A 23,697-nucleotide genomic window follows, 5' to 3' on the forward strand; every position below is an offset into this window, starting at 1 on the left:
GCGTTCGCCACGATCGCCGCGCCGCCTTCCGTCGCGGACTGACCGTCATTCACCGCAACCGGTATGTCGTCGTCGACATTGACCTGAACCGTTGCGCTCGCCTGGCTGCCGTCCGTATCGGTGGCGACCACATTGATGCCGGTCAGGTTGATGACGTTCTGCCCACCCGCGTCGGGATGCGGGAAGTTGTCGAGCAGCGTCACATTGACTGTGGCGAACCCGTCGGTGCCCGCCAGGATCGGCAGCGACGATGCGACCAGGTCGATATGGATGGCATCGACGCCGTTGATCGAACCGGTGATCTGCGTCGGGCCGACGAGCGTCCAGACGATGTCGGCGCCGGCAACCCCGTTGACGTCCGCCGTGATTCCGGCGACCGACGTGAACGCCATCCCGGTGATGTTGTCCGAACCGGCATGGAACGATACCGTTCCGCTGCCGTCCTCGACATTGGTCGCGGCCGCGCTGCCGGTGGCATTGACGGTGCCGAGCCCTGCCTCGTCCACGGTGATGATCGCGTTCGTCAGCACCGACGGGTCAACCCCGTCGCTGATGGTGATATTCAGCGTCGTCTGCGAGGTGTCGCCGTCGCCGTCCTTCAGCGTGTAGGTGAAAGTGTCCGTCACCGGCGAAGCGTTGCTGATGTTGGCATTGGCAACGTAGCTGTAGGTCCCGTCCGCGCTCAGCGTCAGCGTGCCGTACTGGCCAACGACATGGAATTCTCCGCCCACCACCGTCGTCGCCCCGGCGCCGGTGACGCCACTCACCGAAGCGCCATCGGCGCCCTTAGTGTCGGCGCCAGCCGGATTGCCGTCGCTGCCAAGCCCGGCAATCACGTTGCCGTTCACCGTGCCGCCTTCCGTAACGCTGTCCGTATCGGCAACCGCCGTCGGCACGTCGTCGATGATAGCGACGGCAAAAGTGGTACTGGCCGAATCGCCGTCAACATCCGTAACCGTGACGCTGAAATTGTCGGGAACCGTGTCGCTGGGATCAAATCCGGTTGTCTGATCGGGATGGGTGACCGAATGGGTGACCGTATAATCGTAGTCGATGTGGCCGGTGTTGGGATCGAAGGAAAGGATCGTGATGTAGCCGAACTGGCCTGGAATCTGCTGGCCGGCAGCGGTGACGGCGACGCCGTTGATGACGATTGACCCGACCCCATCCGGCGCGTTGACACTGATCGATCCGACCCCGGAGGTTTCCGCACTACTCGGCGCGTTGCTACCCGGCGACTGTGACGGGCCGCCGTTGAGGCCGGTTTCACTGGCCGCCTGGTCCGGGGTGAGCAATGACGTGGCCACCACCGAAACCGGCCTGTCGACCAAAGACGGGAACAGCTCGCGATGATCCGGCTGACCGAACGCCAGATCCGTCGGCGGCAATAGCGCCGAGAGACCGAATCCGTCGCCGATACCGCCGGGCGGAATCGAGAAGTCTCCGCCGGCACTCGAGGGTGAACCGCCAGCGCCTGCCGATATCGATCCGTCGGCGCCGAAGGCGACGTCGACATGACTTGCTTCTAACGCCGCGATCAAGGCAACGCGAGGCACTTCGACATCGCCGATGATGAAGGTCGGCACGTTGAGGGCGCCGTCCTTGATGACGATCACCGAACCGTCCGCCTGCTCGAGCACGAGGTTATGGCCGTCGACCTTGATGTTGTCGATCGAGACGTTGGCCGGAAGCTTCACCACATGGTTGGCGTCGGCCACATATTCGTGCGGCGCGGCTGCCGCCGGGGCCTTGGCCTCCGCGGGTGCTTCCGGTTTGACGGGCGTGCCGTTGCCGACATCGACGGGAACCGGTTCAGCGGCGGCCGGGGCGGCCTTTTGCGCCGGGCTGGCCTCCGCGACCTGCATCTGCGCCTGCGACGGCAGGCCGTTATGTTGAGAGTGCTCGTCCCAGGAATGAGAGACGGTGTCCAAATCGTTACTGGTGGTCATAGCCAAACCCCTCCGGCATTTCCCGGAAAGAGACATGGGCCACTTCTACTTTGCAACTGTCCCGCAATCCGTTTCATATATCCTGGTATGCAGGCTTCGGCATTTTTTATGCGTGGTAAACTCGAAACATATAACCTGATATACATTGGCCAATGTGCAATCCGCTTGGCGGGGTCTGGCTTTGGTCGCTTGGTAAACAGAAGTATAAATTTGTATAAAATTTTACACAAAACAACTGACATGAAGTACAGAAAACTTATCCACCTTCATTTCCAATAATTTGAGACGAGATTGGTAGCGTCCACAGTCAAAGGTGGGCGTTATGACAAAAGAAAAATCTGCCCTGGGGGCAACCGGGCTCAAAGCGCTGCTGCTGGCAATCGGCATTTTCGGCCTGTCGCATCCATCGCTCGCCAGCACGTTCCCAGCCGGCGCCGATCGTGTCGATTCGCTGCTGGCGAACGTCGAAACGCCTCCTGCCCTCGGTGGCATTTCGCTGCTGCGGCCGCAGCCTTGGCAGCTGGCCTCGGCCTACAGGATAGGCATGGTTCTCGGCAGCTACGGTCCAGCCGCCAGCGATCAGGAAACCGGCCTTTCGGCGGTGCAAGGCAATGCCGGTATCGATCCCATCCAGACGGCGGCGATCATTCCCGGCGTGTTCGGATCGGTTGCGCTGTCCATGCATAATTTTCCGGTCTCCGCGCGTTGGGCGCCGGTCTACAAGGCAATCGTCGACTGTTCCGCGGGCACTGCGTGCGACGGCAAGAACAGCATCTTCACCGCGATCGTCAACGCCGCCAGAGACAAGCGGTTTGTGGACAAGCTATCCTTCGTCAACTCGAGCATAAATCACGCGATCGCCTACAAGAAGGACAGCGTGGTTTACGGCAAGCTCGACTACTGGGCCAAGCCTTCCGAAATTCTCGAGCGGCGGGCGGGCGACTGCGAGGATTTCGCCATTCTCAAGATGGCGGCGCTGCTGCGTGCCGGCATTCCGGCGCAGAGCATGTCGCTCGTCGTCCTGCAGGATCGCAAGCGCGGTTTCTTTCATGCCGTGCTGTCGGTCAGCACCGGCAGCGGCGTCTTCATTCTGGACAGCCTGAGCAACGTCGTCTCGCGCGACAGCGATCTTCCAGACTACGTGCCATTGTACTCGTTCAGCACCGACCGCGCGTGGATCCACGGCACCAGGCCCGGCGCGGCCCAGGTCGCCGATATCAAGGGCGGACTTGCGACGGTCGCACCTGGCGAGGGCCTGCAGCCATAGCATAGCCAAGCGAAGCACCCGGTTCGGCACGCCTTCGCTCTCGTGTCGTCTCCCCGGAACTGGGGTCACTTTCGGGCGATAGGCACTAGCCGCCGAAAACGAAGGCCATCAGCAACTCCGGTTCGAGCACCGGCGCTCGCACCGCATTCAATTGCCCCCGGTAGCGGCGGTCGCCCGCGCCGATGACGAAACCGGTGGCGACCGGCGTTTCGCCATTGGCGTCGAGCCGCGCGAATATGTCAGCGACATTGAGATCCAGGGCAAGCTTCAGGTCGTGGCGCGCATCTTCGCTTGGCGCGACCGGCAATTGACGCCTGACCAGTTGCTGGAACGGCGCGTTGAAAGTCAGGATCCTCTTCGACGATGAGAGCGCAAAAGCCGGCGACGGGCAGGCGACCAGAATGGCGTTGATCGTCTTGATCGACGCAAGCCTTCGCAAGGTCTGGTTTTCGTCGGCCAGTCCGCGCATGCAGGCCACCCGGATTGCCGATGTCAGGTTTCCTGTGTGGGCATGGCTTTCGGCGATCTCGTCGATCAGCATGCCGATCGTGCATTTGCGGCTTTCGGCCATCTGCTTCAGCGTGGTCCAGAATGCCCGCTCCAAACGAATGCCGCGTCGCGTGCCGCCACGCGCCACAACCCGGAATTCCAGCTCGAAATCCTCAGTCGCCATGGGTGGCAGTAGCCGCTCGCGATCGGCGGCGGGAGAGCTGATGTTATCGTTCACTCATTGCCTCCTCGCGTGCCTTGTTGATCGGCTTCAGCAGATAGGTGAGGATGGTCTTGCGTCCGGTCTTGATATCGACCGAACAGATCATGCCAGGGATGATCGAATAGGTCTTGCCATCCCGTGTCAGCGTCGACCTCTCGGTTGCGACGCGCACCTGATAGTAGGGCTCGCCCGTCTTCTGGTCGACCAGGCTGTCGGCGGTGATGTTGGAGACCTTGCCCTCGATGCCGCCGAAGATCGAGAAATCATAGGCGGTAATCTTGATCAGCGCGTCCTGGTCCGGCCGGATGAAGGCAACATCGCGCGGTGAAACCCGCGCTTCGACCAGCAGGGTCTCGGATGTGGGCACGATGCCGGCCACGACCGCGCCGGGCTGCACGAAGGCGCCGACCGTGTTGATGTCAAGCGTGTTGACGATGCCGTCGACAGGCGAGCGGATGTCCGTGCGCGCCACCTTGTCGGTGGCGCCGCGTATGGTCTCATCGACGACCGAAAGATCGGCCAGCGCCTGGGTCAGGTCGCTCAGCGCCTCCTGTTGCAGCTGCAGGCCGAGTTCGTTGACTTGAAGCTGGGCTTCGGTGATGGCCGCCTTGGCTTTCTTGACGGTTTCACCGGCGAGGTTCAGCTGCCCATGCAGTTCGGTCTGCTCCCGCTCGACGCGGATCTGCTCGGTCCTGGCCATCAGCCCCTTCTTGACCATGGATTCGACCAGCGCCGTTTCCCGGTCGCTGACTTCGAGGTTCTTGGTGAGGCGATCGAGATTGGCGTTGGCTTCGTCCAATTCGTTCAGGCGCTGATCGAGGCGCGACTTGAGGACCGACAGCTTGACCTGGAAGTTGTCACGGCGCGCAACGAGCAGCTTCTGCTCGTTGTCGCAGATTTCCGGCGCGACCTTCTGGATTTCGGCCGGACAGGGAAATGGACCGTCGATATTGCCGGTCTGCTCGAATTTCAGCCGTGCAATGCGCGTCTGGAGCGCCCGTGCCTTGGCCTGTTGCTCGCCGAGGCTGGACGTGTTCATCGTGTTGTCGAGGCGGATGATGAGATCGTTCTTCTTGACGATCTGCCCGATCTTCACGGCAATTTCCTGAACGACGCCCGGCTCGCTGGCCTGGATGATCTGGGTCTTGGAAGCCGGTATGACCTTGCCTTCGCCGCGCGCGATTTCGTCGACCTCGGCAAAGGACGCCCAGGCGACGGAAGACACAAAGAGTGCCCCTATGATGAACAAGGACGCCGACGCGAAAAGCGGCGGCCGGTCTTCCCTTGCAAGCATGTCCTAACCCCAACGCATTGAATGCGTTCAATAAGTCTGTTTTTCAGGTGCTTGTTTTCTGCAGCGCCTGTATCACTTGGTCCTTTGGTCCATCGGCAACGATCTTGCCTTGCTCGATGACGATAAGACGGTCGGCCAGTTCGAGCATGCTGAAGCGATGGGTTGAAATGATCAGCGTCGTGTTCCTGTCGAAAGCCACTTTGAGCTGCTTGATCAGCTGCCGCTCGGAAGCCAGGTCCATCGAACCCGACGGCTCGTCCAGGAAGACGATTTTCGGTCTGGTCAGCAACAGACGGGCAATCGCCATCGTCTGCCTTTGGCCACCCGAGAGATTGGTGCCGCGCTCGCCGACATTCATGTCGTAGCCACGCGGGTGACGGGAGACGAAATCGTCGACGCCGGCAGCCTTTGCCGCTTCGACGATCTGCTCATCGGTCGCCTCCGGACATGCCATCAGGAGGTTTTCCTTGATGGTGCCCGAAAACAGATCGTTGGCCTGCGCGACGATCCCGACCGCGGCGCGAACCTCCGAAGGGTGGTATTGGCGGATGTCGATCCCGTCCAGCAGCAGCTCGCCTGACGTCGGCAGGAAGAGCCTGCCGATCAGCCGGCCCATCGTTGTCTTTCCCGAACCTATGCGGCCGATGATGCCGATGCGCTCACCTGGCTTCACCGAGAAATTCAGACCGGTCAGGACCTCGTTCTCGGAGCCCGGATAGACAAACCCGACATTCCTGAACACCATGGCGCCGTTGCGAATGGGCCGGTTGACGAAACCCACCGTATCCGGGCGATCCTCCGGCTGCGCCATGATCAAGTTCACCATGCGCAAGGAGAGCATGGCTTGGCGAAGCCTGGACAAGGTGATGGCGATCTGGCCGAGTGGAGACACCGCCCGGCCGGCCAGCATCACGGTGCCGATAATGGCTCCGGTGGAGACGTGTCCTTCCGAGAAGGCGTAGGCGCCTGCCACGATCAGGGCGACGGTGACCATTTGCTGGATGGCCTGCGTTATGTTGCCGGCCGCCGCCGAAAGCTGCTTGATCTTCTCGGATGTGTTGGACGCGTTCTTGGAGTGCTCTCCCCATTTTCGCAACAGATACGCCTCGGCCCGCAGCGACTTGATCGTCTCCAGTGTGGAGATGGATTCGACCAGCAGGGCCTGCCGTTGCGAGGCCTCGTTCATGGAGGCCGCGACACGCTTGCCGATGCGCCGTTGCGTGATCAGCCCGACGATCACGGAAGCCACGAAGGCCAGCGCCGGTATGATGACCAGCCATCCGCCAATCGCATAGATGACCAGGAGAAAGACGAACACGAAGGCGGTGTCGATAAACACGCTTATGGTGTTGGACGTGAAGAATTCGCGCACGAATTCATACTGTGTCACCCGATTTGCATATTCGCCTGTCGAGCCTGGCCGCGCCGACAGGGACGAGTTCAGCACTTTCTCGAACAGCAAATAGGAAATGCGCAGATCCGCCTTGCGCCCGGCATAGTCGATGAGGGACGCTCTGGCGGTCTTCAGGAGCAGGTCGAACAGGATCACCGCGGCGATCCCGATCGACAGCACCCACAGCGTCGATATCGCCTTGTTCGGCAAGATCCTGTCATAGACGTTCATAGTGAAGATCGGCGAGGCGATGGCCAGCATGTTGATGAAGATTGCCGCCAGGATAACCTTCGAATAGGTGCGCCAGAACGGACCCATCGTCCCCGTCAGCCAATGTCGCCGCTCGATCTTCGGCGCCGAACCGACATTCATCCCTTCGGCAGTGTTGGCGTATGTGATCGAGAAGGAAACGCCGCCACTGATGTAGCTGGCGGCCAATTCGGATTTCGTGATGGTTACGCGGCCGTCTTCCTGGGGAGCGGTCGTGAATGCGCCGTCCTCCGTTTCGGCCAGCAGGGCAACCGGCAATTGACTGACGCGAAACACGATGGCGGGGAGGTCGATGCGTCCCCGAAGAAACTCGCGATGGCTGAATTCGGTGATTTCGAGGCCGATGCGCTCGGCAATATGCCGGATGGCTTCGATGTCGATATGCATGTCCGACAGCGGCACGCCGGCGAACAGCACCGTTTGCGCGCTCGGCCTGCCGAGATACCCGGCAACGGCCGAGAAGCAGGCCTTGAACGCCTCCTTCGGGGAGAGGATGTTAGGTTGCTGGTTCACGATCTGCCCTTAGGGACTTTCGATCGGTCCTTACATTCGCTTACTTTTTCCTGACCGGTGCCAGGATATCGAATGGCAGGTCGTTCTTCTGTTCCGACGGCGTGCGCGCATAGGTTTCCGTGTCGGCCGTTTCCGGTGCGCCGAACTCGGTCCGCGCATAGGCCGCGGCCTGTTTTGGCGGGCGGATGTCCATCGTTTTCAGCAACTGGCCGGTGGCCGCGAGAAGCCGGTATTGGGCAAAGAGAGAGGCGTAGGATGCTGTGTCGGCCAGTGTCGCCGTGTTGAAACGCGTATTCTGCGCATCCAGCACATCGAGCAGCGAGCGCTGCCCGACCTTGAATTGCTCGCGATAGGACGCGACCAGCTTCTCGTTGGAAGCGGCCTGCAGCTTCAGCGTCTTTGCCAGGTCGGCTTGCCGGAAGCGGCGATCCCACGATGTACGAACGGCTTCTTCGATTTCCCGCAGCACCTGGTGCTGCGCAAGCCGCTGCTCGCTGGTGCGGCGGATCTGCTCTTGTTCATTGGCCTTGTCGATGCCGCCCCTATAAAGGTTCCACCGCAGCACCAGGCGTGCCTGCAGGTCGGATGTGTCGCCATTGTCACCGTCGATGTCATACCCAGCCCGAGCGACGCCTTCGGCGACGACCGAGGGGCCGTATTTCGCGCGAGCCGCATCCACCAGCGAGGCCGCGGCGGCGATATCGCTGTTGGCCATATGGACGCGCGGATTGCTCTCCCGCGCAAGGCCAATCGCATCGTCCAGAGACCTTGGCAGCGCGCCGGAAACATCGACCGGCCTCGATGCATTGGTCAACGGCTTCCCGACGGTCTTGAAGAACCGGATCCTCGAGGCCTCCAGCTCCTCCGACGCTTCCTGCATGCGGGCCTTGGCCGCGAACAGGCGCTCTTCGGCCTGTTGCCGGTCGGCCTCGTTCAACCCGCCGCCAGCAATGCCTTCCTGGATGTCGTGGAGGATTGCTTGGTGGAAGCCCAGGTTCTTCTTTGCCTCTGCCACGATCGAAGCCTGAAGCATGTATTCGAGGTAGTCCTGGACAACCGAGAGTCCGATGAATTCAGACCGCTCCAGCACACGAAACGACGCGCCGTCGACGCGCGAGGCCTGGCGGTTCAATTCGGCCCGCCTTGCGCCGCTGTCGTAGAGCGTCTGCGAAACCGTCAGATCGGTTTCCGCCGGATAAAGTGCGTCATGCTCTATCGAGAGCGCGCGCCGGGAGGAATTGTCGAGACGGCGAGCCCCGGCCGACGCTTCCACGTCGACGCTGGGAAGATAGAGGCCCTTGGCCTGACGCAGCTCGAACTCGATTGCTTCGCGATTTTCTATGGCCTGGCCGATTTCGGGATTGGATTCGACGGCGACCGCCATCGCTTCCTTGAGCGTAAGCGCACTCGCACTTGCGCAGGTCAGCATCGAAGCCGCCATCAAAAGACCAAGGCGCTTGCTCACAGTCGAGATGCTTCTCGTATTCATTTTAACCCGCCCCAACATTTCCCCTGCGCCCTTTTGCCGGCGCTGATCCAAGCCTGACCTTGTCTCAGGCGACTATCCAACAATTTCAAGAAAATATGTGAGTTATTATTAATATAGGGGAGCCTGAATCGCTCATCTGAGCCATAAGGTTGGGAAATGTAGCAAAAATGGCACAAAAATGGGTTGGCTGCGGCTTCAGCCAATCGCCGCCTTTTGTGGAAAAGTCCAGGCGCACATACGGCTCGATGCCGGCAGAATCGTATGAAGCCTGCATGGGCCGGAAGGCAGCCGCGGAAATTTGGCGGCGTTCGGCCAAGATCATGCGACCACGGCATGAACGGCCGATACTGAATTGAGGGCTGCCCGAATGAACTGCCAAGCACGGCCATAGTGGCGCGTTAAGCCTCGCTCAATCTCTGCAATCTATGCTGATGCCAGATTGTAGAGGTTAAAATGAAGCGCAGGCCGATACTACTCTTCGCTTTTCCGGCTTTCATCCTGGTGGTTTTGGCCTGCGAGCGAATGGCGACCATGCTGCTCGGGAGCTATCCCGCCAGCCCCGCCATGTGGAGGATCTGGCTTGAACTGCGCCCCTTATCGGCGATGTTCTGGCAACAGATCGACCCGTATCTCCACGGTTCGATGGCCCTGGATGCCGTCATCCTGGTTGCCGCGGCACTCGTGTTCTGGAGCGCTTGCCGTGTGAGACCGGCGGCCGCCTTCTTCCTGGCCAACCACGTCGCCTTGCTCTTTGCCGGACTGATGATCGCGTCCAGCAGTCATTCGGAGACGGCGAGCACGGTCGCGGCATTTCCGATGTCCAACGGCCTCCAATTCGCCCTGAAGATCGATTTTACCTGGCAGAACAGCCTGGTGCTCGTTCTGGGCTTCGCGGCCTGCGCGTACTGTCACGTCGCGTTCCTTCGCGAGACGCGGCTGCGCGGTGAGGCTCTGGCCCTGCGTCTCATGACTTTGGGACGGGATCTTTAGTCTGGCATGGGGCGTTTCGAAAACGTCCGGACGTCGGCAACTGCATGAGGCTCGGCTCCGCCCGGCTTCACCGGAACCCCGATGCGCCTCAATTGATCTTGCGATAATAGACCTTGCCGTCCGGCGTTTCCGTTCGCTGGTAGGCGGGGTTCGGGCCAGGGGGCGCGGCGGCAACCCTTCTCTTGGGTGGCCGCGGCGTATCGGCAATTGCAGGTTCCGCCGCGACTTCGGTGTCCGGAGAAGCTTCCGCCACGGTACTCGTCGTGACGACGGGCTCCGGTGCGCCCGAGACGTCAGCGTCGCGCGCCGAGGGCAGGTTTTGTTGCAACCGGGCTATGCTGCCGTTGATTTCGTTGAAATTGCCCTGCAATTGGCTGTCCAGCTTTTCGAACCGGCTCTGAAAACCGTTGTTGACCGTGTCGAGCCGGGCGACGATCCGCTGCTCGAACGCGCCGAGCTCCTCGAGACGTCCCTCCACGGTGCGCAGGTCGCTGATGCCGCGATAGAGGTAGATGGCGGCGGTTGCGTTCAGTACGGCAAACAGGGTCAATCCAACGCCGACGACGACCGCCAGCCGCGACCGGCTCGCATCCCTGCCGAGCAGTTGCGGTTCAACCGGCTCGGCCGAGACAGTCGGTACATGCGGGTCGCTGATCGTCGTCATTGAACCACCACCTTGGTGCCAACTGGCACGCGCTTGAAAAGATCGATCACATCCGTGTTGGTAAGGCGAAAGCAGCCCGACGTGCCATCGAATCCCACGCCCGAGGGATCGTTGGTGCCATGGATGCGATAGAGCGTGTCGCGTCCGTCCCGCAGCAGATACAGCGCCCGCGCGCCCAAGGGGTTATAGGGACCCGAGGGCACCAGCTCCGGCAGTTCCGGTTGACGGGCGCGCATTTCCCGGGGTGGGCGCCACTGCGGCCATTCCGTCTTGGCACCGACCTTCACCACCCCGGTCCAGCCAAATCCGTCACGCCCGACGCTGATCTGGTAGCGCAATGCCTGGCCCTGGCGGGTCACCAGGTAAAGTGCCTTCTCGCTCTTGCGGATGATGATCGTTCCCGGCTGTTCGGTGGTCGCGAAGGCAACCGCCTTGCGCAGGCTGGGCCCCATCGCCGGCAGCGGCGGCCGATCCGAAAGCCCCGACCGCGCCTCGGCGAAGCCCGGGGCGCACATCGCCAGCACCAGGCCAAGCACGCAGGTGCCGGCCAGCCTGGGGACGAGGCCTTCTCTACCGGGCAGCGTCATCGAGCCGCTCTTTGAACATCTTCTTCAGATCCTTGTTGAAGCGCGCCCTGCCATCCACTTCGGAGGGCAGGATCGCCCGGTTCAAGGCATCGGTCAAAAGAGCGTTGTCCAGCGCGACCGATTTGATGTGCGGCGCCTTGAATATCTTTTCGAGCTCGCTGCGCGAAAAATGGTTCCCGAACCATTTGCGCTTGTGCTTGTTGGCGACGAGCGTGATGCTGACCGCATTGCCGCGCAGTTCGCGGATCTTCTTGTAGAGCCGCTTGCCTTGCCGCAGCGAAGCGACGTTGAGTTCGAAGACGATGAAGATCTCGTCGCTGGTCGACAGCACCGAATTGTGCCAGGGCGTTTCGATATTGGGCAGGTCGATGACGATGTCGTCGAAGCGGTAGGCGACGAGGTCCAGGAGCCGGAAGACGAAATCGCTGCCGTGCGGCTCGAAGGGCAGTTGCGGCCTCTCGAACGCATAAAGGGTGAGACCGGAGGGGCGCGTGAGCTTGATGACATCCATCAGCTCGACATCCAGCCTTTCCGGCTGATTGATAATGCCCGCCAGATCGAACTGGTTGAACAGATTGAGATAGGCGCCGCAATTGGCGCTCTGGAAATCGAGATCGACCAGGCAGGTCGAAGCCGCGCGCTCAGCCGATTTCGAGGCGAGGAATTCGGCCGCCGAAAGCGCCAGCGTCGTGGCGCCGGCGCCGCCGCTGGCGCTGATGAAGGTGATGATCCGGCTTTTGGTGCCCTGGTTGCCGGTATCGTGGAAGGTCACCGCATTGAGCAGTTCCTTGCCGTCGAGCGGCTTGTGCAGCCAGTCCGAGGCGTTCATGCGCACCAGCACGCGCGTCTGTTCCGACGGCAGCTCATCGGAAACCGCGATCAGCGGCACCGTCGCCCACAGCGCGCGCGCCTCGACGATGCCGGGCCTGCCGAGCAGTTCGCCACCGCCGAGATCGAGGATGACGATGCCGGGACGCGTATCGGCCGGCGGACCTTTGAGAAAATCATCCGTCTCGGAAACCCTGACGTCATAGATCGCCAGCGCATCGAGCCGCGTCGCCACGTCGCGCTTGAAATTCGGATCCGACGAGAACAGCGCCACCTGCTTTCGCTTGGTCGGAGTAACCTTGGTGTTGATGGCGTTCATGGCGCGGTGCTCTTCAGATCTTCGCCCGTGACCGTGCTCAGCATGGAGGGCATTGTGAGGTTGTTGAAACCAAGCAAGGCGCCGAGAAAGAAGAATTGGAATGTCACGCCCTGCAAACTGACGGTTATTGTTGGCACTGGCCCACCCGGACGGGTTTGATAACCCAATCCCGTGGCCACATATCGCACGACCACATTGGCGGGCAGGAGCATCGGAAAGAAATGGCACATGCCCGGCCGTTGTCCTGCGGCGAGTGGGGGGCAGGTGCCGGTGCCCGTCGCGTCTCCGCGAAAGATCTTGTTGAAATTGGCGGCGGTGAATGTTGCTGTGCATCCCGTGCCGACACAGCTGCACGTGCTGGTGGCGCCATTGCACGTAAAGTCGTAGTTGCCTACAGGGATCGGATCGCCTGGTGTTGTCGTCAGTCCAGCCGCCGCGATTTGGGGTGCGATCGGGTCAGAGATTGAAGCCATACGTGCCCCGATTTCCACGGCTTTGGTCGCGGAATTCCATTGATACCAAGCGTAGCCAAAATCCACGAAGCCGAGGGTCAGTATCAGCAACAGGGTCATGCTGATGGCGGCTTCCACCATCGTAGCGCCGTCTTCCTCTTTCCTGAACCGGGCTAATGCGTGCATCTCACCACCCGGTGTATCGTTCTTCGTGGCCGGCCGAAAAGGTGATGGGTCCCAGGCCGAGATAGTTGAGCAAGGAAGCGCCGGTATATGTGAAAGACGTTTCGAGCCGGACCACGCGGACGGTGGCGGTCGCGCTGTGGTAGTTCGCCAAACCAGTATTTGGGTCGACGGTTACCGGGATGACGAGATGGTTGAGATCGACCGTGACGGCTGCCGGCAGCCAACCCGTGACTCGGCTTGCAACCGTGCAATTTCCACCGCAGTTGTAAGATCCTGTGGCAGCGATGTTTTTTGCATAGGCGACGCAGTTGAGCGCCGTGTTGAACGTCTGGTTGCAGCGCGCTGCATAGCGAGCCCCATCATTGAGGCCAGCTTCAATTAGCAGCTTCTGGTGAAGAAGGTTTCCGAATTCGAAAACGCCTGCCGAAAGACTGATCATCAAGGGCGTAATCAACGTCATTTCGACAAGGACCGCGCCTCGCTCCTCGCGACCAAATTTATGGAATAATGACTTCAATACCGTCAGCATCACATCACCTGTAAAGCTGCGGTTCGTCGCGGAGAAAATTGTTGAGCGTGCCCTGGCCGGCGTGGCCGGTCACGTCGACCAGTTCGACGAATATGTCCGCGTCATAGTCGAAACAGGTCGTTCCTTTGCCGGTGCAGCGATCGGTTCTTATGGGTTGCGTGATGAAGAAACTGGCAAACGCCTCAACAGGAAGATTTGGCGTCTTGCCGCTAAGATTGACATTGGGATCCGCCTGCAGTGCCTGGCAGTTGATTATCGCTCCGTAGAGAAGCCGGCGATCAACTGTGGTTACTGCAGGCTGGCATTTGTTCTCGGGCACGCCAGTCTCTTTCGCGGGATTGGGAGACGGGTCGGCGATCAGATTATTACGGATTTCAGAACGATAAACCTCGTAGCGAGTCGGCAGATCGGTTCCGGTGCCCGCAATATCTGAAGGGATTGGCTTTGGATTGGCACTGTTTCCAATGCGGTGATTTATATTCCAATAGGTCGTGAAATTCCAAGTCCCATCTCCCATACGTCCACCTAGATATGGACAGTTTGCTGTAGCGAAACAGTTGTCCAATCCGAGGCTTTGCGTCTTGCCCGCTACGTCAAAATCGAAGTCGCTCAAGCCCGGGCAAGTGTTGCCGCTGTTATTTCGGTAGCCACCTTTGCGGACATTTGATGCAGGTCCAAATTCCGGAGTCTTGAAGGCATTGGGTGTACTTGGTTCTTCCATGCCGAAACGCAGATTTATGGCAGCCTTTACCTTGCCTGCCTTCTGGCCAGTCTCAGTAGTTACACCTCGCTTGCTAAAGCAAGCCTGCGGTTTCGATGACGCAAGTGCGGTCGCCAGATCTTTGGCACCGTTCCCGTCAGTGCTCAGGAAGCCAAAATTGCCGGGAAAATAGGCAGCTCCGCCGCCAACGGTTCGCAGTTGAATGAGCCGCCGCCGGTATCGCCTCTCCGCCACCGCCTGCTGCAGTGTGATACCCCCGGCATTGTTGGTGCCATTGACCATCTCGTATGGATTGCACATGAAGACGGGCGTCAGATCACACACAGCGCTGTTGAAGCCGGCGACGGCCTTGGCTCCGACAGTGAAGCTGTTGCTGGCGCTATTTCCAGAAAGGAACGACGCCGGAAATATCGCCGCGAAACCGGTCGGCGTTACAGTCACTTCTATAAAGCGGGCGAGGGTTGCATCAGTGGTCACGTTTGCGTTGGTGATAGGGTCGCTGTCATTGGCCGGCAGACTGCTCAGATAGCGCCAGGTAATGCCGCTCGACGCCAATGTTTGCTGGTTGCCCTGATCGGAGAAGCGGTATGTATTGTTGACAAGAGTGGCAAGAGCGCTGTCCGCGCGAGTGATCGCATCGGTCCCGCCATCGAGCTCAGCCGCTGCGGCGAGCGCAAATGCATCGGCGCCTTTTTGCAGGTCGTTATGCAGGCTGTTGGCGCGGGACATATCGATGACCAGCAGGGCAAAGCCGATAATCACCGGCAGCATGATGGCGACGAGGATCATCGCTACGCCGCGTTGATCGTTCCAGAAGGCACGAATGGTCCCCAACATGACCTTACTCTCTGCTTTCCTGCGCCAAGGCCCTCGCATGCCCGGCGCCCTCCGCATCCTTCCGTTTTCAGTTCACGGCGTCGTCGTCACACCGGATCCGCCGACATTGACCGTAATCGCCGGCGGCGGCGGTGGCGGCGGCGGATATTTGTAGGCTTGGGCAACAGCGGCAGCGCGCGTGCCATCGCCTTCGATATGCGTGTTCTTCGAAGCCGGGTTGAGCGGGTCGACCGTCTGCAGCATCGAATTGAACTTCTGCGTGTCACCGGCGGCCAAGGTCACCGTGTCGTAATGGTTCAGATAGTCCGCTGCACAGCCCGTCAGCAGGCCGGTGCACAGGATGAGGATCAAGGCGCTATTTCTTGACATAGAGCATCTTGTCCTTCGATTTGAAGTCCAGCATGTGGCCATAGGGGCCGGTGACGCCGTCGCCCGTTTCATATTTTCGGATCATGTCCTTGTTCACCTCGAGCTGGCCCAGCACGAAGAATTCCGGGTCGTTGGCCGGCCGCGTCTTGTCGAATGGCGTTGCCAGCTGCTCGCCGGGTTTCACCGGCCGCACGATGTGCGGCGTCACGATGACGACCAGTTCGGTCTCTTCCTTCTGGTTGCTCGAATTGCGGAACAGCGTGCCGATGACCGGCACCTGGCCGAGCCACGGCACCTGGTCCTGCAGCTTGGTGGTCTTGCTCGACAGAAGTCCGCCGACCGCGAAGCTCTGGCCGTCGCGCAATTCGACGACGGTCGACAGTTTGCGATTGGTGAAGATCGGATCTCCAGCGGTGGTGAAGCCGGTCAGGTCGCTGACCTCCGGCGAAAGCTGGATGTGGATCTTGTCGTCGTCAAGCACGATCGGCGTGAACAGAAGGTTGACGCCGAATTGTTTGTATTCGATCTGGACCTCGCCGTTTTTGTCGACACTGCGGATGGGGACCTGGCCACCGGCGTTGAAGCTGGCCGGTTCGCCGGAAAGCGTGGTGAGATTGGGATTCGCGAGCGTGCGCACCACGCCCTTAGTCTCAAGTGCCTCGATGATCAGATCGACCTTGATGTTGCTGTCGATGACGCGGGTGATCAGTGCTGCAAATGGGTTACTGTTTGAGAGCAGGCCGGAGAGCAGATCGCCGGGTCCGAGCACCACATTGTCACTGTCGACAGCCGCAACGCCCGTCCCTGTTCGGGTCGTGCCCCTGCTGTTCGTGCTCCTGATCGAGACACCAAGGTCGCGGCCGGCGTTGCGCTTGGCTTCCAGCACGCGCACTTCGAGATTGACTTGCTGGCTGTCGTCGACGGTAACTGAGTTGATGATGGCGTCGGGACCATATTGCTGCGCCACTTGCATGATGGCCGCCAGCGTTGCGCCGTCCTTGACATGGCCGCCAAGCCTGACCCTGCCATTGACCGAGCCGATTTCGATACGCGACCGCGGCGCCACCTGGCGGATTGCCTGCGCCATGTCGCTGACGTCGACACCGACCTCGATCTGGATGACGCCTAGCGAGCGCTTTTCAGGTGAGAACAGATTGACTGTTGTGGTGCCGGCGCCCTTGCCGATGACATAGAGCGTACGGTCGGTCATCGGCTGGGCATCGGCAATCTTCTCGTCGCCAACGACGATATCGCCCAGATTGGCGTTCACCTGGATGGTCACCGACTGCGACATCGGCAGGAAGATCTTATGGACGCCGGGATTCGATACGTCGACGAAGCGGTCGGCGGCCTCGGCCGAATGGTTCGATAGCGTTACTACCGCCAGACAGGACAACGCGGCCGCAGCCAACCTTACGCAAAACCCCTGCATCCCCGTCTCCCCACTGCTGCTACCGCTGGCAGCCCCACCTCATTAGCCGCATCTTATCATGGTTGTCGCGGCACGTCATATGTCTCGAGCTTCACACCCCGGAACACGCCTACTGACACATTCTTCGGTGGCTCGGGTTGCACGTATTTGACCACTTCCCGGACTTCCGGAGCCGAGGCAACGGCCGGAGCCGGCTTGACCTTGCCCAACTCGTCAAGGCGGCTCCCAACTCTTTCAACAGCCTGGGTTAGCCCGGCTATCTTGTCTTCGGCACTCTTGCGTTCAGCCGCTGCCTTCTTGTCGAGTTCGGCCTGCCTTTTGGCGACATCGTCAGGCGTATCGCCGGTCAAGTCCGAAAGCGTCACACGTTCAGTCGTCTCGCCCTTGCTGGCCGCCGCCTGGCGCAGCGCCAGCGACAATTGGCCGGCGCCTGCGGCCAATGTCAGCTTCTGCGCATCCTTGGTGCTGGCCTCCACCGTCACGGATTTCACAACGGTCGGGCTGTCCTTGCTCACATCGGCCACCTGGTCGATGGCGAGCACCTTCATGCCCTGCAGCAAGACATCGACGAAACTCTTGTCCGCGCCATCCTCGCCACGCGCGGTGCGCGTCAGAAGTATATCGACCCGGTCGCCCGGGAAGACAAAGCCGGCGACGCCGAGCACGTCGTTCACCCTGATGGAAACGGCTTTCATGCCGTCGCCGAGCACTGCTGAAAGCGTGGCGCGCTGGCCGGGACCTGTGATCTTGGTGGCGAGAATAGGTTCGTTTACACTGATCGTCTGAAGCGCCTGCCTTGTGCCTTCACCGGCCAAGGCATCCTTTGTCGTTTTGAACGCGCCTGCCGGTATCGCGCCTGCCGGCCAGGGAATTTCGCGCAGCTTGTCGGCGCTCAGCGCGTCGCCGAATTTCAGCGGCATTGCCGCGACCACAACCGTGTCGCGTTGCGTGCCGTTCGACTGTGCCATTGCGCTGCGCTGGCCGGCCAGCCAGATATTGACGAGCACGACCGCGAGCACGCCGAATATACTGGCTAGCACGATCATGATGAGTGTGTTGGCGCGCATTTACCCCGAGCCCCATTCAAACAAACTCACCGTAGCGCCAACAGATGGCGCTCAGCCTGAGGTTGCCTTGCGATAAAAGTTTCGCCAGGCCCGAGGATCGCCCCGGGACCTGGCGTATTCTAGTTCAGCAGGTCATGTTTGTACTGTTTGCGGTGTCGGTCAACAGATTGTTGCACAGCGTGGTCCACGAATTGGTGACATACACACCAACGGCGATGATGAACGTGATCGTCGCGGCGGTGATGATGCCGATCAAAATCGAATATTCGACCATGGCAGCGCCGTTTTCATCGTCGCGGAACTGCCGGGTCATCGTCATGAGCTTCTTCATGTCAATTTCTCCCTTTGGAGGTTGGAACCCGACGAGACAGAGCCAAGGATGAACCCCATACCCAAGCATCCCCCGTCATCTCGATCCTAGGTCCCGAGAAATTGCAGAGTCAAACGGGATTAACGGTTCCTTAACTTCCCAATACATGAACCTTCGAGTTGAGCGCGGCCTTAAATTTCAGCAACACATTGATTCGTCTAATTTTTCAAGCACTCTTAACCATTCGTTCACAATTATGTCCTCATGCTAATTGAGCCATGTCTATTTTAGCGGTATGGCATATTCCTTTATATCTAAGGGGTTGTAGCCAATTGTGGGATGGATGTCGGTGTTGGAGCCTGCAAGGGACTCTGGCGCTCCGAGGCTCGGTGCTCCACTCATGTTCGACGGCGTGGGGGCCGGAGACAAAAAAGATATCTTCTAGCGCTGCTTCTTAACTATGTTGAAAGTATTGGCCGACGTGTGGCATCCCGGCGCTTGTGCGTCGCTTGGTTAACGTTTAGTTTCCGCTAATATGTGCTGGAGGGGTATAGGGGATTATGCTGGGGCGGTTCATCAAGGGTGGCGAGGCGCGGGTCGAGCCAAGGGCTGACTCGATCACGGTTCTTCCTGTCGCCCCGGTGCCGTCGCCTGCGGCCGACGTCGGATCGCATGGCGACGATTTCCTGACGCTCAAGGTCGAGCTTCACCGTCACCTTATTGACCGCTTCAATCTGACCGCTCTTGAAAATGCCTCCAAGGACGAAATCCTGAATGAGATCCGTCCGATCGTTCGCGAGTTCGTGCGCAGCCGGAGCGTGCCGCTGAATGCCCGCGAGCTCGATCAACTGACCAGCGACACCGCCGACGAGATGCTGGGGCTCGGTCCGATCGAACCTTTGCTCAAGGACGACTCCATCACCGACATAATGATCAATACGCATGAGCGCGTCTTCATCGAGCGTCGCGGCATGATCGAGGAAACCTCGATACGTTTTCGCGACGAGGCGCATCTGCTCCGTATCATCAACAAGATCGTTTCGAATATCGGCCGGCGCGTCGATGAATCCTCGCCGATGGCGGATGCTCGCCTGGATGACGGTTCGCGCGTCAACATCGCCGTGCGACCGGTTTCGGTCGATGGTCCATTGGTGTCGATCCGCAAATTCTCCAAGAATCCTTATTCGCTTGAGCGTCTGATGGCGTTCAACTCGATTCGACAGCCGATGGTTGATCTGCTGCGCATCGCCGTGCAGGCGCGCAAATCGATCCTGGTTTCCGGCGGCACCGGCAGCGGCAAGACGACCTTGCTGAACGCGCTGTCTAGCTACATTCCATCAAGGGAACGCCTGATCACCATCGAGGATGCAGCGGAGCTGCAGCTGCAGCAGCCGCATGTCGGCCGGCTGGAGACGCGCCCGCCCAATGTCGAAGGCAAGGGCGAGGTTCGCCAGCGCGAATTGCTGAAGAATGCGTTGCGGATGCGGCCGGACCGCATCATTGTCGGCGAAGTGCGTGGTGAGGAGGCCTTCGACATGCTGCAGGCGATGAATACCGGCCACGAAGGTTCGATGACCACCATCCACGCCAACACGCCGCGCGACGCCATATCGCGATTGGAGCAGATGGTCGGCATGGCTGGCATGCCGATGAGCCATGACTCTATCCGCGCGCAGATCGCATCCGCGATCGACATCATCGTACAGACGCAGCGTCTTTCGGACGGCGGGCGGCGCGTCACCTCGATTTCGGAAATCACCGGGATGGAAGGCAATGTCGTCCAGCTCCAGGAAATCTATCACTTCGTCCGCCGTGACGTGACAGCCGAGGGCCAGATTGTCGGCGAGTTTCGCGCCACTGGTGTTCGCCCGCGCTTTGCATCTGAGGCCGCGACCCTCGGGCTTCATTTCGCTAAGGACGCCTTCAATCCGCAGGTACCCATCTAATGCCGACAGGACAGGCGCTAGTCTATTTCATATACGTTGTCGCGGCCGCCTCGGTCATCCTTGCCGGCGAGGCCCTTTACCTTTCGCTCGCCAGTCGGCGCTCGCATAGGGTCGCGGTCAATCACCGGCTGCGCCGCCTGGCCGATGACGCACCTGCGGATCAGGCTCTGCAAAGTTTGCTGCGCGAACGCGGCCTGACGGGTTCAGGAGACTTTATCTCCGGTTTCATCTGGTTGAACAGGCTGTATACCCAATCCGGCATCACCGGAAATCCATTGACTTTCGCGGCGTCGTTCCTTCTGGCTAGTTTGGCGCTGGCGTCGCTTCTTTGGTTCCTGATCGGTCTCTCTGCGCCGGCGGCGCTGTTCGTCTTCCTGGCGGTGGGCTTCGCATTACCGCTTCTCATCCTGCGTCGAGCCTGCAAAAAGCGAATCCTGAAGTTCGCCAGGCAATTGCCAGACGCACTGGATATGATCGTGCGCTCGCTCCGTGCCGGACATCCTGCCACTGTTGCAATAGGTCTTGTTTCCCGCGAAATGCCTGATCCTCTGGGCACCGAATTTGGCATTGTCGCCGACGAAATCACGTTCGGGCTCAGCATGGAGCAGGCGGTGCGGAAACTGTCGGAACGCGTTGGCTTCGAGGGGTTGCAGTTGCTGTCGGTGTCACTCTCGATCCAGAGCAAGACGGGCGGCAACCTTACTGAGATCCTCGCGAACCTCTCATCCGTGCTGCGCGAAAGGCAGAAGCTCAGGATGAAGATCAGGGCGCTTTCGGCCGAGGGCCGGGCATCCGCATGGATTATCTCGCTTTTTCCTGTCTTCATGTTTCTGATCCTGCAGCTCGTGGCGCCGTCCTACTATGGCAAGATCTGGGGCAGCCCATTGATCCTGCCGGCGTTCCTGACATTCGGGCTCTGGGCCCTGCTCGGCGACTACATCATGTATCGCATGGTCGCGTTCGATTTCTAGGAGCGACCAATGAGCCTGCTTTCGAATACCAACGACCTGATCTTTCTGGTCTCCCTTGCCGTATTTGCGGCGGCGGCGGCCTTGTTTCTGTTCGCCGCGCTGGTGTTTCTGCCCGCGATGCAGACGCGCAGGCTGATGACGGGTAGCCTTGTCGGTGATGGACCTGTGGATCGTCGCTCGATCCTGGGACATGACCATATCACCAGAGCCGCCGCGCAAAAGCCGGTCGAAGCGTACTTCAAGTCGATGGAGAAGGAGCGCAACGAGCCTAACGCCCTCGAAGCCAAGCTCTTCCGCGCCGGCTTCTATCACGGGAGCGCGCCTCTCATCTACACGCTTTGCCGGCTGGGCGCCGTCGCCATAGGCTTTGTGGTTATGTACGCCCTCCTGTCGAAGATATTGCCGCAGCGATTGCCGGGATTTTTCGCCTTGGCGGGCGCGAGCCTGATCGGCCTCGGGTGCATCGTCATCCCTAGCATTATGCTAGATCGCTTTGAGAATAAGCAGAAGCAGATCTATCGCCGCGCCTTTCCCGATTTCATGGACATGATGATCACCTGTGCCGATGCCGGCATGAGTCTGGAGGCGGCGGTCGAGCGGGTCAGTCACGAACTGGCGGGAACGCACAAATGGCTCGGCATCCAGCTTACGATCATGAACCTTCAGTTGCGTGCGGGCAAACCGTTACGGGAGGCGTTGCGCGAGCTCGCCGATCGCATCGGACTGGACGAAGCGAGAGCATTGGCTGTGCTGTTTAGACAGTCGGAAGAACTGGGCACCAGCCTTACGGATGCCTTGCGGGTCTACAGTGCCGAAATGCGTGGCCAGCGGGTCCTGTTGGCGGAAGAGCGTGCCAACGCCTTGCCTGTCAAGATGATGATCCCTTTGGGCCTATGCATTTTCCCAGTGGTGATGATGGTTGTCATGCTGCCGGTGATCATTCGTATGAAAGGCATTTTCTTCTAAATGGTTATATGCTTTGGTTCTAAGCTAGAGTCGGCGGACTCTCGGGAGATCAAATGACAGGGCCAATGCGCCTCGCAGCCTTAGCCGCAGCCAGTCTGTTGATGGCGCTTGCCGGTTGCCAAACGAATGGTGCGGACACCACCACCGGTGGCGTCGTCCGCACCAACGAGCCGTCAAAAGGCGACGTCACGTCCTTTGGCGATGCCTTTGACGGGTTGAAGACGGTCAGCGACGTCGAATATTATGCCTCGGACCAGGCCGTCGCCGAAGCCAAGAACCAGTTCCGCGCGGAAAACTACGGCAACGCCGGCGCGCTGTTCTTCAAGGCGACGCAACTGGCGCCCAATGACGGCGGCGCCTGGATGGGTCTGGCTGCCTCCTGCGACCGCATCCACCGCTTCGACCTTGCCGACCGGGCGTATGGCCGAGCCTTCAAGCTGGTTGGCGCGTCACCCGAATATTACAACAATGTCGGTTATTCCTATCTGCTGCGCGGCAAGCTGCAGGATGCACGCGCGAATTTCCTCAAGGCCTATGAACTGGCGCCCAACGATCCGACGGTCGCCAACAATCTGAAGCTGTTGTCGTCCAGCGTGCAAAACATAGAACGGTAGTCACTTCGATGCTGCTCGCCGCTGCGCTCCTATTCCAAGGCTTGGCTATTTTGCTGCTTGCAAGGGTCGCCTGGACGGATTTCACCGTGCAGAAGATCACCAACCGTGACGTATTGCTGTTGCTGTGCCTGGGACTTGGCGCGTTGCAGTTTCATTCCTTGCAAACCGGCTCGTGGCTGGAGATGGGCATCAGTGCGCTTGGCGGTCTGGCCCTGTTCGTCGCACTCTTTCCGTTCTGGCTTTTGCGCAAGATTGGAGCCGGCGATGTGAAACTGTTGAGCGTGACGCCGTTTCTGATCGGCGGAAGCAACCTTGCCGTCTTTTCCGTGCTGCTGCTGGTCTTCGTGATCGCGACGGCCGCGCTGGTCAAGAACCCCCTATTGCTGCCGGCGGGAGTCTTTCGCCATTATGTGCAGCACATGGATCGGCAAGGTGTCGTGCCATTTGGCGTTCCGATTTCGGCGGCTGCCATCTGTGCGATGGCGTTGCAGATGTATCATACCCTGCTGGTCGCAACCAGTTCCGGAATCCTAAACCAGCTAAACTGAAGCTCGGTTCCATTGCACGAGGTAGCCGACAAAACCTCGATTGAATACAGCACATCCGTGCCGAACGGATATCCCTTCAAGCGCGTCGTCGGACACCTGCTGTCTTGATCCATAGTTCGAAACGCTGGCGCCGTAGTTCATAGACCGGCACCAACACCGGTTGCTCGATCGCTACCGGCTTTGGAGAAGCATATGCTGCTACGGTCTTCTCCATCGCCGCCCAGGTCAAAAGGGCGGCAACGACAATCCATCCGATTTGCTCAGAAGATATTCGTTCCAATTGCCACCTGTTCCTCGGTAGAGCGTAATCAATCGTGACCTAATATGATTAGCAAAGCATGAATGTACTCGCGCTGACCTGACATCCCGTTTTGCAACCACCGCGCTCGGTTCGAACTTTGCAAGTGCTGGCTCGACCGCTTGCCGTTCCGAAGCCGAACTTGGATAATGCCCAAGCGGGTCGATGGCTAGACG

General features: G+C 59.8%; 22 protein-coding genes. 7 read left to right on the forward strand and 15 right to left on the reverse strand.

Annotation, left to right across the window (positions count from 1 at the left end; all coding sequences use genetic code 11):
* The coding region (locus tag FJV80_RS20830) for an Ig-like domain-containing protein (protein WP_210251488.1) at window positions 1–1,949 on the reverse strand (1,949 nt) is incomplete at its 3' end.
* A gap of 322 nt (window positions 1,950–2,271) precedes the next feature.
* Here FJV80_RS20830 and FJV80_RS20835 point away from each other — a divergent pair.
* The gene (locus FJV80_RS20835) at window positions 2,272–3,216 is read left to right on the forward strand and encodes a transglutaminase-like cysteine peptidase (protein ID WP_142877292.1); all 945 of its coding nucleotides are present in this window, start codon (window positions 2,272–2,274) and stop codon (window positions 3,214–3,216) included.
* An 85-nt stretch (window positions 3,217–3,301) separates the two neighbouring features.
* Here FJV80_RS20835 and FJV80_RS20840 read toward each other — a convergent pair whose 3' ends face one another.
* From FJV80_RS20840 to FJV80_RS20855, 4 genes are read right to left on the reverse strand one after another with little or no spacing between them, the layout of a single operon-like run.
* Entirely contained in the window at window positions 3,302–3,943 is a 642-nt protein-coding gene (locus FJV80_RS20840) for a ribbon-helix-helix domain-containing protein (RefSeq protein WP_179296549.1), read from the reverse strand.
* Window positions 3,933–5,222 carry an HlyD family type I secretion periplasmic adaptor subunit gene (locus tag FJV80_RS20845; protein ID WP_095775447.1) on the reverse strand — a complete coding sequence of 430 codons (1,290 nt, stop codon included), beginning with the start codon at window positions 5,220–5,222 and terminating at the stop codon, window positions 3,933–3,935. Before FJV80_RS20845 ends, FJV80_RS20840 begins: the two co-directional genes overlap by 11 nt.
* A 43-nt stretch (window positions 5,223–5,265) precedes the next feature.
* Window positions 5,266–7,398, reverse strand: coding sequence for a type I secretion system permease/ATPase (locus tag FJV80_RS20850; RefSeq protein ID WP_142877293.1), 2,133 nt, complete (start codon window positions 7,396–7,398; stop codon window positions 5,266–5,268).
* A gap of 40 nt (window positions 7,399–7,438) precedes the next feature.
* Window positions 7,439–8,887, reverse strand: a complete 1,449-nt coding sequence (locus tag FJV80_RS20855) for a TolC family protein (RefSeq protein WP_095793678.1) — start codon at window positions 8,885–8,887, stop codon at window positions 7,439–7,441.
* A gap of 453 nt (window positions 8,888–9,340) precedes the next feature.
* On the opposite strand from FJV80_RS20855, the gene FJV80_RS20860 reads away from it, so the two are divergent.
* Window positions 9,341–9,877, forward strand: coding sequence for a hypothetical protein (locus tag FJV80_RS20860; RefSeq protein ID WP_095775451.1), 537 nt, complete (start codon window positions 9,341–9,343; stop codon window positions 9,875–9,877).
* Between the two features lie 88 nt (window positions 9,878–9,965).
* Here FJV80_RS20860 and FJV80_RS20865 read toward each other — a convergent pair whose 3' ends face one another.
* From FJV80_RS20865 to FJV80_RS20910, 10 genes are all read right to left on the reverse strand, one after another.
* Window positions 9,966–10,541 (reverse strand): hypothetical protein, encoded by a 576-nt coding sequence (locus FJV80_RS20865; RefSeq protein ID WP_095775452.1) that lies wholly within the window; start codon window positions 10,539–10,541, stop codon window positions 9,966–9,968.
* On the reverse strand, window positions 10,538–11,128 hold the full coding sequence (locus FJV80_RS20870; RefSeq protein ID WP_142877294.1) for a L,D-transpeptidase: 591 nt from the start codon (window positions 11,126–11,128) through the stop codon (window positions 10,538–10,540). Before FJV80_RS20870 ends, FJV80_RS20865 begins: the two co-directional genes overlap by 4 nt.
* On the reverse strand, window positions 11,112–12,275 hold the full coding sequence (locus tag FJV80_RS20875) for an AAA family ATPase (protein WP_142877295.1): 1,164 nt from the start codon (window positions 12,273–12,275) through the stop codon (window positions 11,112–11,114). The genes FJV80_RS20870 and FJV80_RS20875 overlap by 17 nt, the downstream gene beginning before the upstream one ends.
* Complete coding sequence (locus FJV80_RS20880; protein WP_246689008.1) at window positions 12,272–12,868, reverse strand: TadE/TadG family type IV pilus assembly protein; 597 nt, start codon at window positions 12,866–12,868, stop codon at window positions 12,272–12,274. Before FJV80_RS20880 ends, FJV80_RS20875 begins: the two co-directional genes overlap by 4 nt.
* Window positions 12,869–12,914: 46 nt before the next feature.
* Window positions 12,915–13,442 carry a TadE/TadG family type IV pilus assembly protein gene (locus FJV80_RS20885; RefSeq protein ID WP_142877297.1) on the reverse strand — a complete coding sequence of 176 codons (528 nt, stop codon included), beginning with the start codon at window positions 13,440–13,442 and terminating at the stop codon, window positions 12,915–12,917.
* A 4-nt stretch (window positions 13,443–13,446) separates the two neighbouring features.
* Window positions 13,447–15,000: a pilus assembly protein TadG-related protein gene (locus FJV80_RS20890; RefSeq protein WP_142877298.1), complete on the reverse strand. Its 1,554-nt coding sequence runs from the start codon at window positions 14,998–15,000 to the stop codon at window positions 13,447–13,449.
* Between the two features lie 72 nt (window positions 15,001–15,072).
* A complete protein-coding gene (locus FJV80_RS20895) occupies window positions 15,073–15,369 on the reverse strand; it encodes a hypothetical protein (RefSeq protein WP_142877299.1) in 297 nt (98 codons plus the stop codon).
* Window positions 15,356–16,801, reverse strand: a complete 1,446-nt coding sequence (locus tag FJV80_RS20900; RefSeq protein ID WP_142877300.1) for a type II and III secretion system protein family protein — start codon at window positions 16,799–16,801, stop codon at window positions 15,356–15,358. The genes FJV80_RS20895 and FJV80_RS20900 overlap by 14 nt, the downstream gene beginning before the upstream one ends.
* 56 nt (window positions 16,802–16,857) lie before the next feature.
* Window positions 16,858–17,868 carry a Flp pilus assembly protein CpaB gene (gene cpaB / locus FJV80_RS20905; RefSeq protein WP_142877301.1) on the reverse strand — a complete coding sequence of 337 codons (1,011 nt, stop codon included), beginning with the start codon at window positions 17,866–17,868 and terminating at the stop codon, window positions 16,858–16,860.
* Between the two features lie 124 nt (window positions 17,869–17,992).
* The gene (locus FJV80_RS20910) at window positions 17,993–18,199 is read right to left on the reverse strand and encodes a Flp family type IVb pilin (protein ID WP_142877302.1); all 207 of its coding nucleotides are present in this window, start codon (window positions 18,197–18,199) and stop codon (window positions 17,993–17,995) included.
* Window positions 18,200–18,738: 539 nt separating this feature from the next.
* Between FJV80_RS20910 and FJV80_RS20915 the strand changes: the two genes are divergently transcribed.
* The 5 genes from FJV80_RS20915 to FJV80_RS20935 are packed head-to-tail and all read left to right on the forward strand — an operon-like array spanning window position 18,739 to window position 23,223.
* Entirely contained in the window at window positions 18,739–20,124 is a 1,386-nt protein-coding gene (locus FJV80_RS20915) for a CpaF family protein (protein WP_142877303.1), read from the forward strand.
* Entirely contained in the window at window positions 20,124–21,095 is a 972-nt protein-coding gene (locus FJV80_RS20920) for a type II secretion system F family protein (protein WP_142877304.1), read from the forward strand. Before FJV80_RS20915 ends, FJV80_RS20920 begins: the two co-directional genes overlap by 1 nt.
* 9 nt (window positions 21,096–21,104) lie before the next feature.
* Complete coding sequence (locus FJV80_RS20925) at window positions 21,105–22,061, forward strand: type II secretion system F family protein (RefSeq protein WP_185975242.1); 957 nt, start codon at window positions 21,105–21,107, stop codon at window positions 22,059–22,061.
* A gap of 53 nt (window positions 22,062–22,114) precedes the next feature.
* On the forward strand, window positions 22,115–22,675 hold the full coding sequence (locus tag FJV80_RS20930; RefSeq protein WP_185975243.1) for a tetratricopeptide repeat protein: 561 nt from the start codon (window positions 22,115–22,117) through the stop codon (window positions 22,673–22,675).
* An 8-nt stretch (window positions 22,676–22,683) separates the two neighbouring features.
* A complete protein-coding gene (locus FJV80_RS20935; RefSeq protein WP_142877305.1) occupies window positions 22,684–23,223 on the forward strand; it encodes a prepilin peptidase in 540 nt (179 codons plus the stop codon).
* Window positions 23,224–23,697: the final 474 nt, after the last annotated feature.

The sequence above is a fragment of the Mesorhizobium sp. WSM4310 genome (assembly GCF_007003935.1).
GTDB lineage: Bacteria > Pseudomonadota > Alphaproteobacteria > Rhizobiales > Rhizobiaceae > Mesorhizobium.

Excerpts from the sequence above, each read along its gene's own strand:
- FJV80_RS20860 (WP_095775451.1), top strand. The coding sequence starts at position 9,341 with ATGAAGCGCAGGCCGATACTACTCTTCGCTTTTCCGGCTTTCATCCTG.
- FJV80_RS20885 (WP_142877297.1), bottom strand. The coding sequence starts at position 13,442 with ATGCTGACGGTATTGAAGTCATTATTCCATAAATTTGGTCGCGAGGAG.
- FJV80_RS20890 (WP_142877298.1), bottom strand. The coding sequence starts at position 15,000 with ATGTTGGGGACCATTCGTGCCTTCTGGAACGATCAACGCGGCGTAGCG.
- FJV80_RS20835 (WP_142877292.1), top strand. The coding sequence starts at position 2,272 with ATGACAAAAGAAAAATCTGCCCTGGGGGCAACCGGGCTCAAAGCGCTG.
- FJV80_RS20880 (WP_246689008.1), bottom strand. The coding sequence starts at position 12,868 with ATGGTGGAAGCCGCCATCAGCATGACCCTGTTGCTGATACTGACCCTC.
- FJV80_RS20900 (WP_142877300.1), bottom strand. The coding sequence starts at position 16,801 with ATGCAGGGGTTTTGCGTAAGGTTGGCTGCGGCCGCGTTGTCCTGTCTG.
- FJV80_RS20895 (WP_142877299.1), bottom strand. The coding sequence starts at position 15,369 with ATGTCAAGAAATAGCGCCTTGATCCTCATCCTGTGCACCGGCCTGCTG.
- FJV80_RS20865 (WP_095775452.1), bottom strand. The coding sequence starts at position 10,541 with ATGACGACGATCAGCGACCCGCATGTACCGACTGTCTCGGCCGAGCCG.
- FJV80_RS20875 (WP_142877295.1), bottom strand. The coding sequence starts at position 12,275 with ATGAACGCCATCAACACCAAGGTTACTCCGACCAAGCGAAAGCAGGTG.
- FJV80_RS20855 (WP_095793678.1), bottom strand. The coding sequence starts at position 8,887 with ATGAATACGAGAAGCATCTCGACTGTGAGCAAGCGCCTTGGTCTTTTG.
- FJV80_RS20845 (WP_095775447.1), bottom strand. The coding sequence starts at position 5,222 with ATGCTTGCAAGGGAAGACCGGCCGCCGCTTTTCGCGTCGGCGTCCTTG.
- cpaB (WP_142877301.1), bottom strand. The coding sequence starts at position 17,868 with ATGCGCGCCAACACACTCATCATGATCGTGCTAGCCAGTATATTCGGC.
- FJV80_RS20910 (WP_142877302.1), bottom strand. The coding sequence starts at position 18,199 with ATGAAGAAGCTCATGACGATGACCCGGCAGTTCCGCGACGATGAAAAC.
- FJV80_RS20930 (WP_185975243.1), top strand. The coding sequence starts at position 22,115 with ATGACAGGGCCAATGCGCCTCGCAGCCTTAGCCGCAGCCAGTCTGTTG.
- FJV80_RS20935 (WP_142877305.1), top strand. The coding sequence starts at position 22,684 with ATGCTGCTCGCCGCTGCGCTCCTATTCCAAGGCTTGGCTATTTTGCTG.
- FJV80_RS20870 (WP_142877294.1), bottom strand. The coding sequence starts at position 11,128 with ATGACGCTGCCCGGTAGAGAAGGCCTCGTCCCCAGGCTGGCCGGCACC.
- FJV80_RS20925 (WP_185975242.1), top strand. The coding sequence starts at position 21,105 with ATGAGCCTGCTTTCGAATACCAACGACCTGATCTTTCTGGTCTCCCTT.
- FJV80_RS20915 (WP_142877303.1), top strand. The coding sequence starts at position 18,739 with ATGCTGGGGCGGTTCATCAAGGGTGGCGAGGCGCGGGTCGAGCCAAGG.
- FJV80_RS20920 (WP_142877304.1), top strand. The coding sequence starts at position 20,124 with ATGCCGACAGGACAGGCGCTAGTCTATTTCATATACGTTGTCGCGGCC.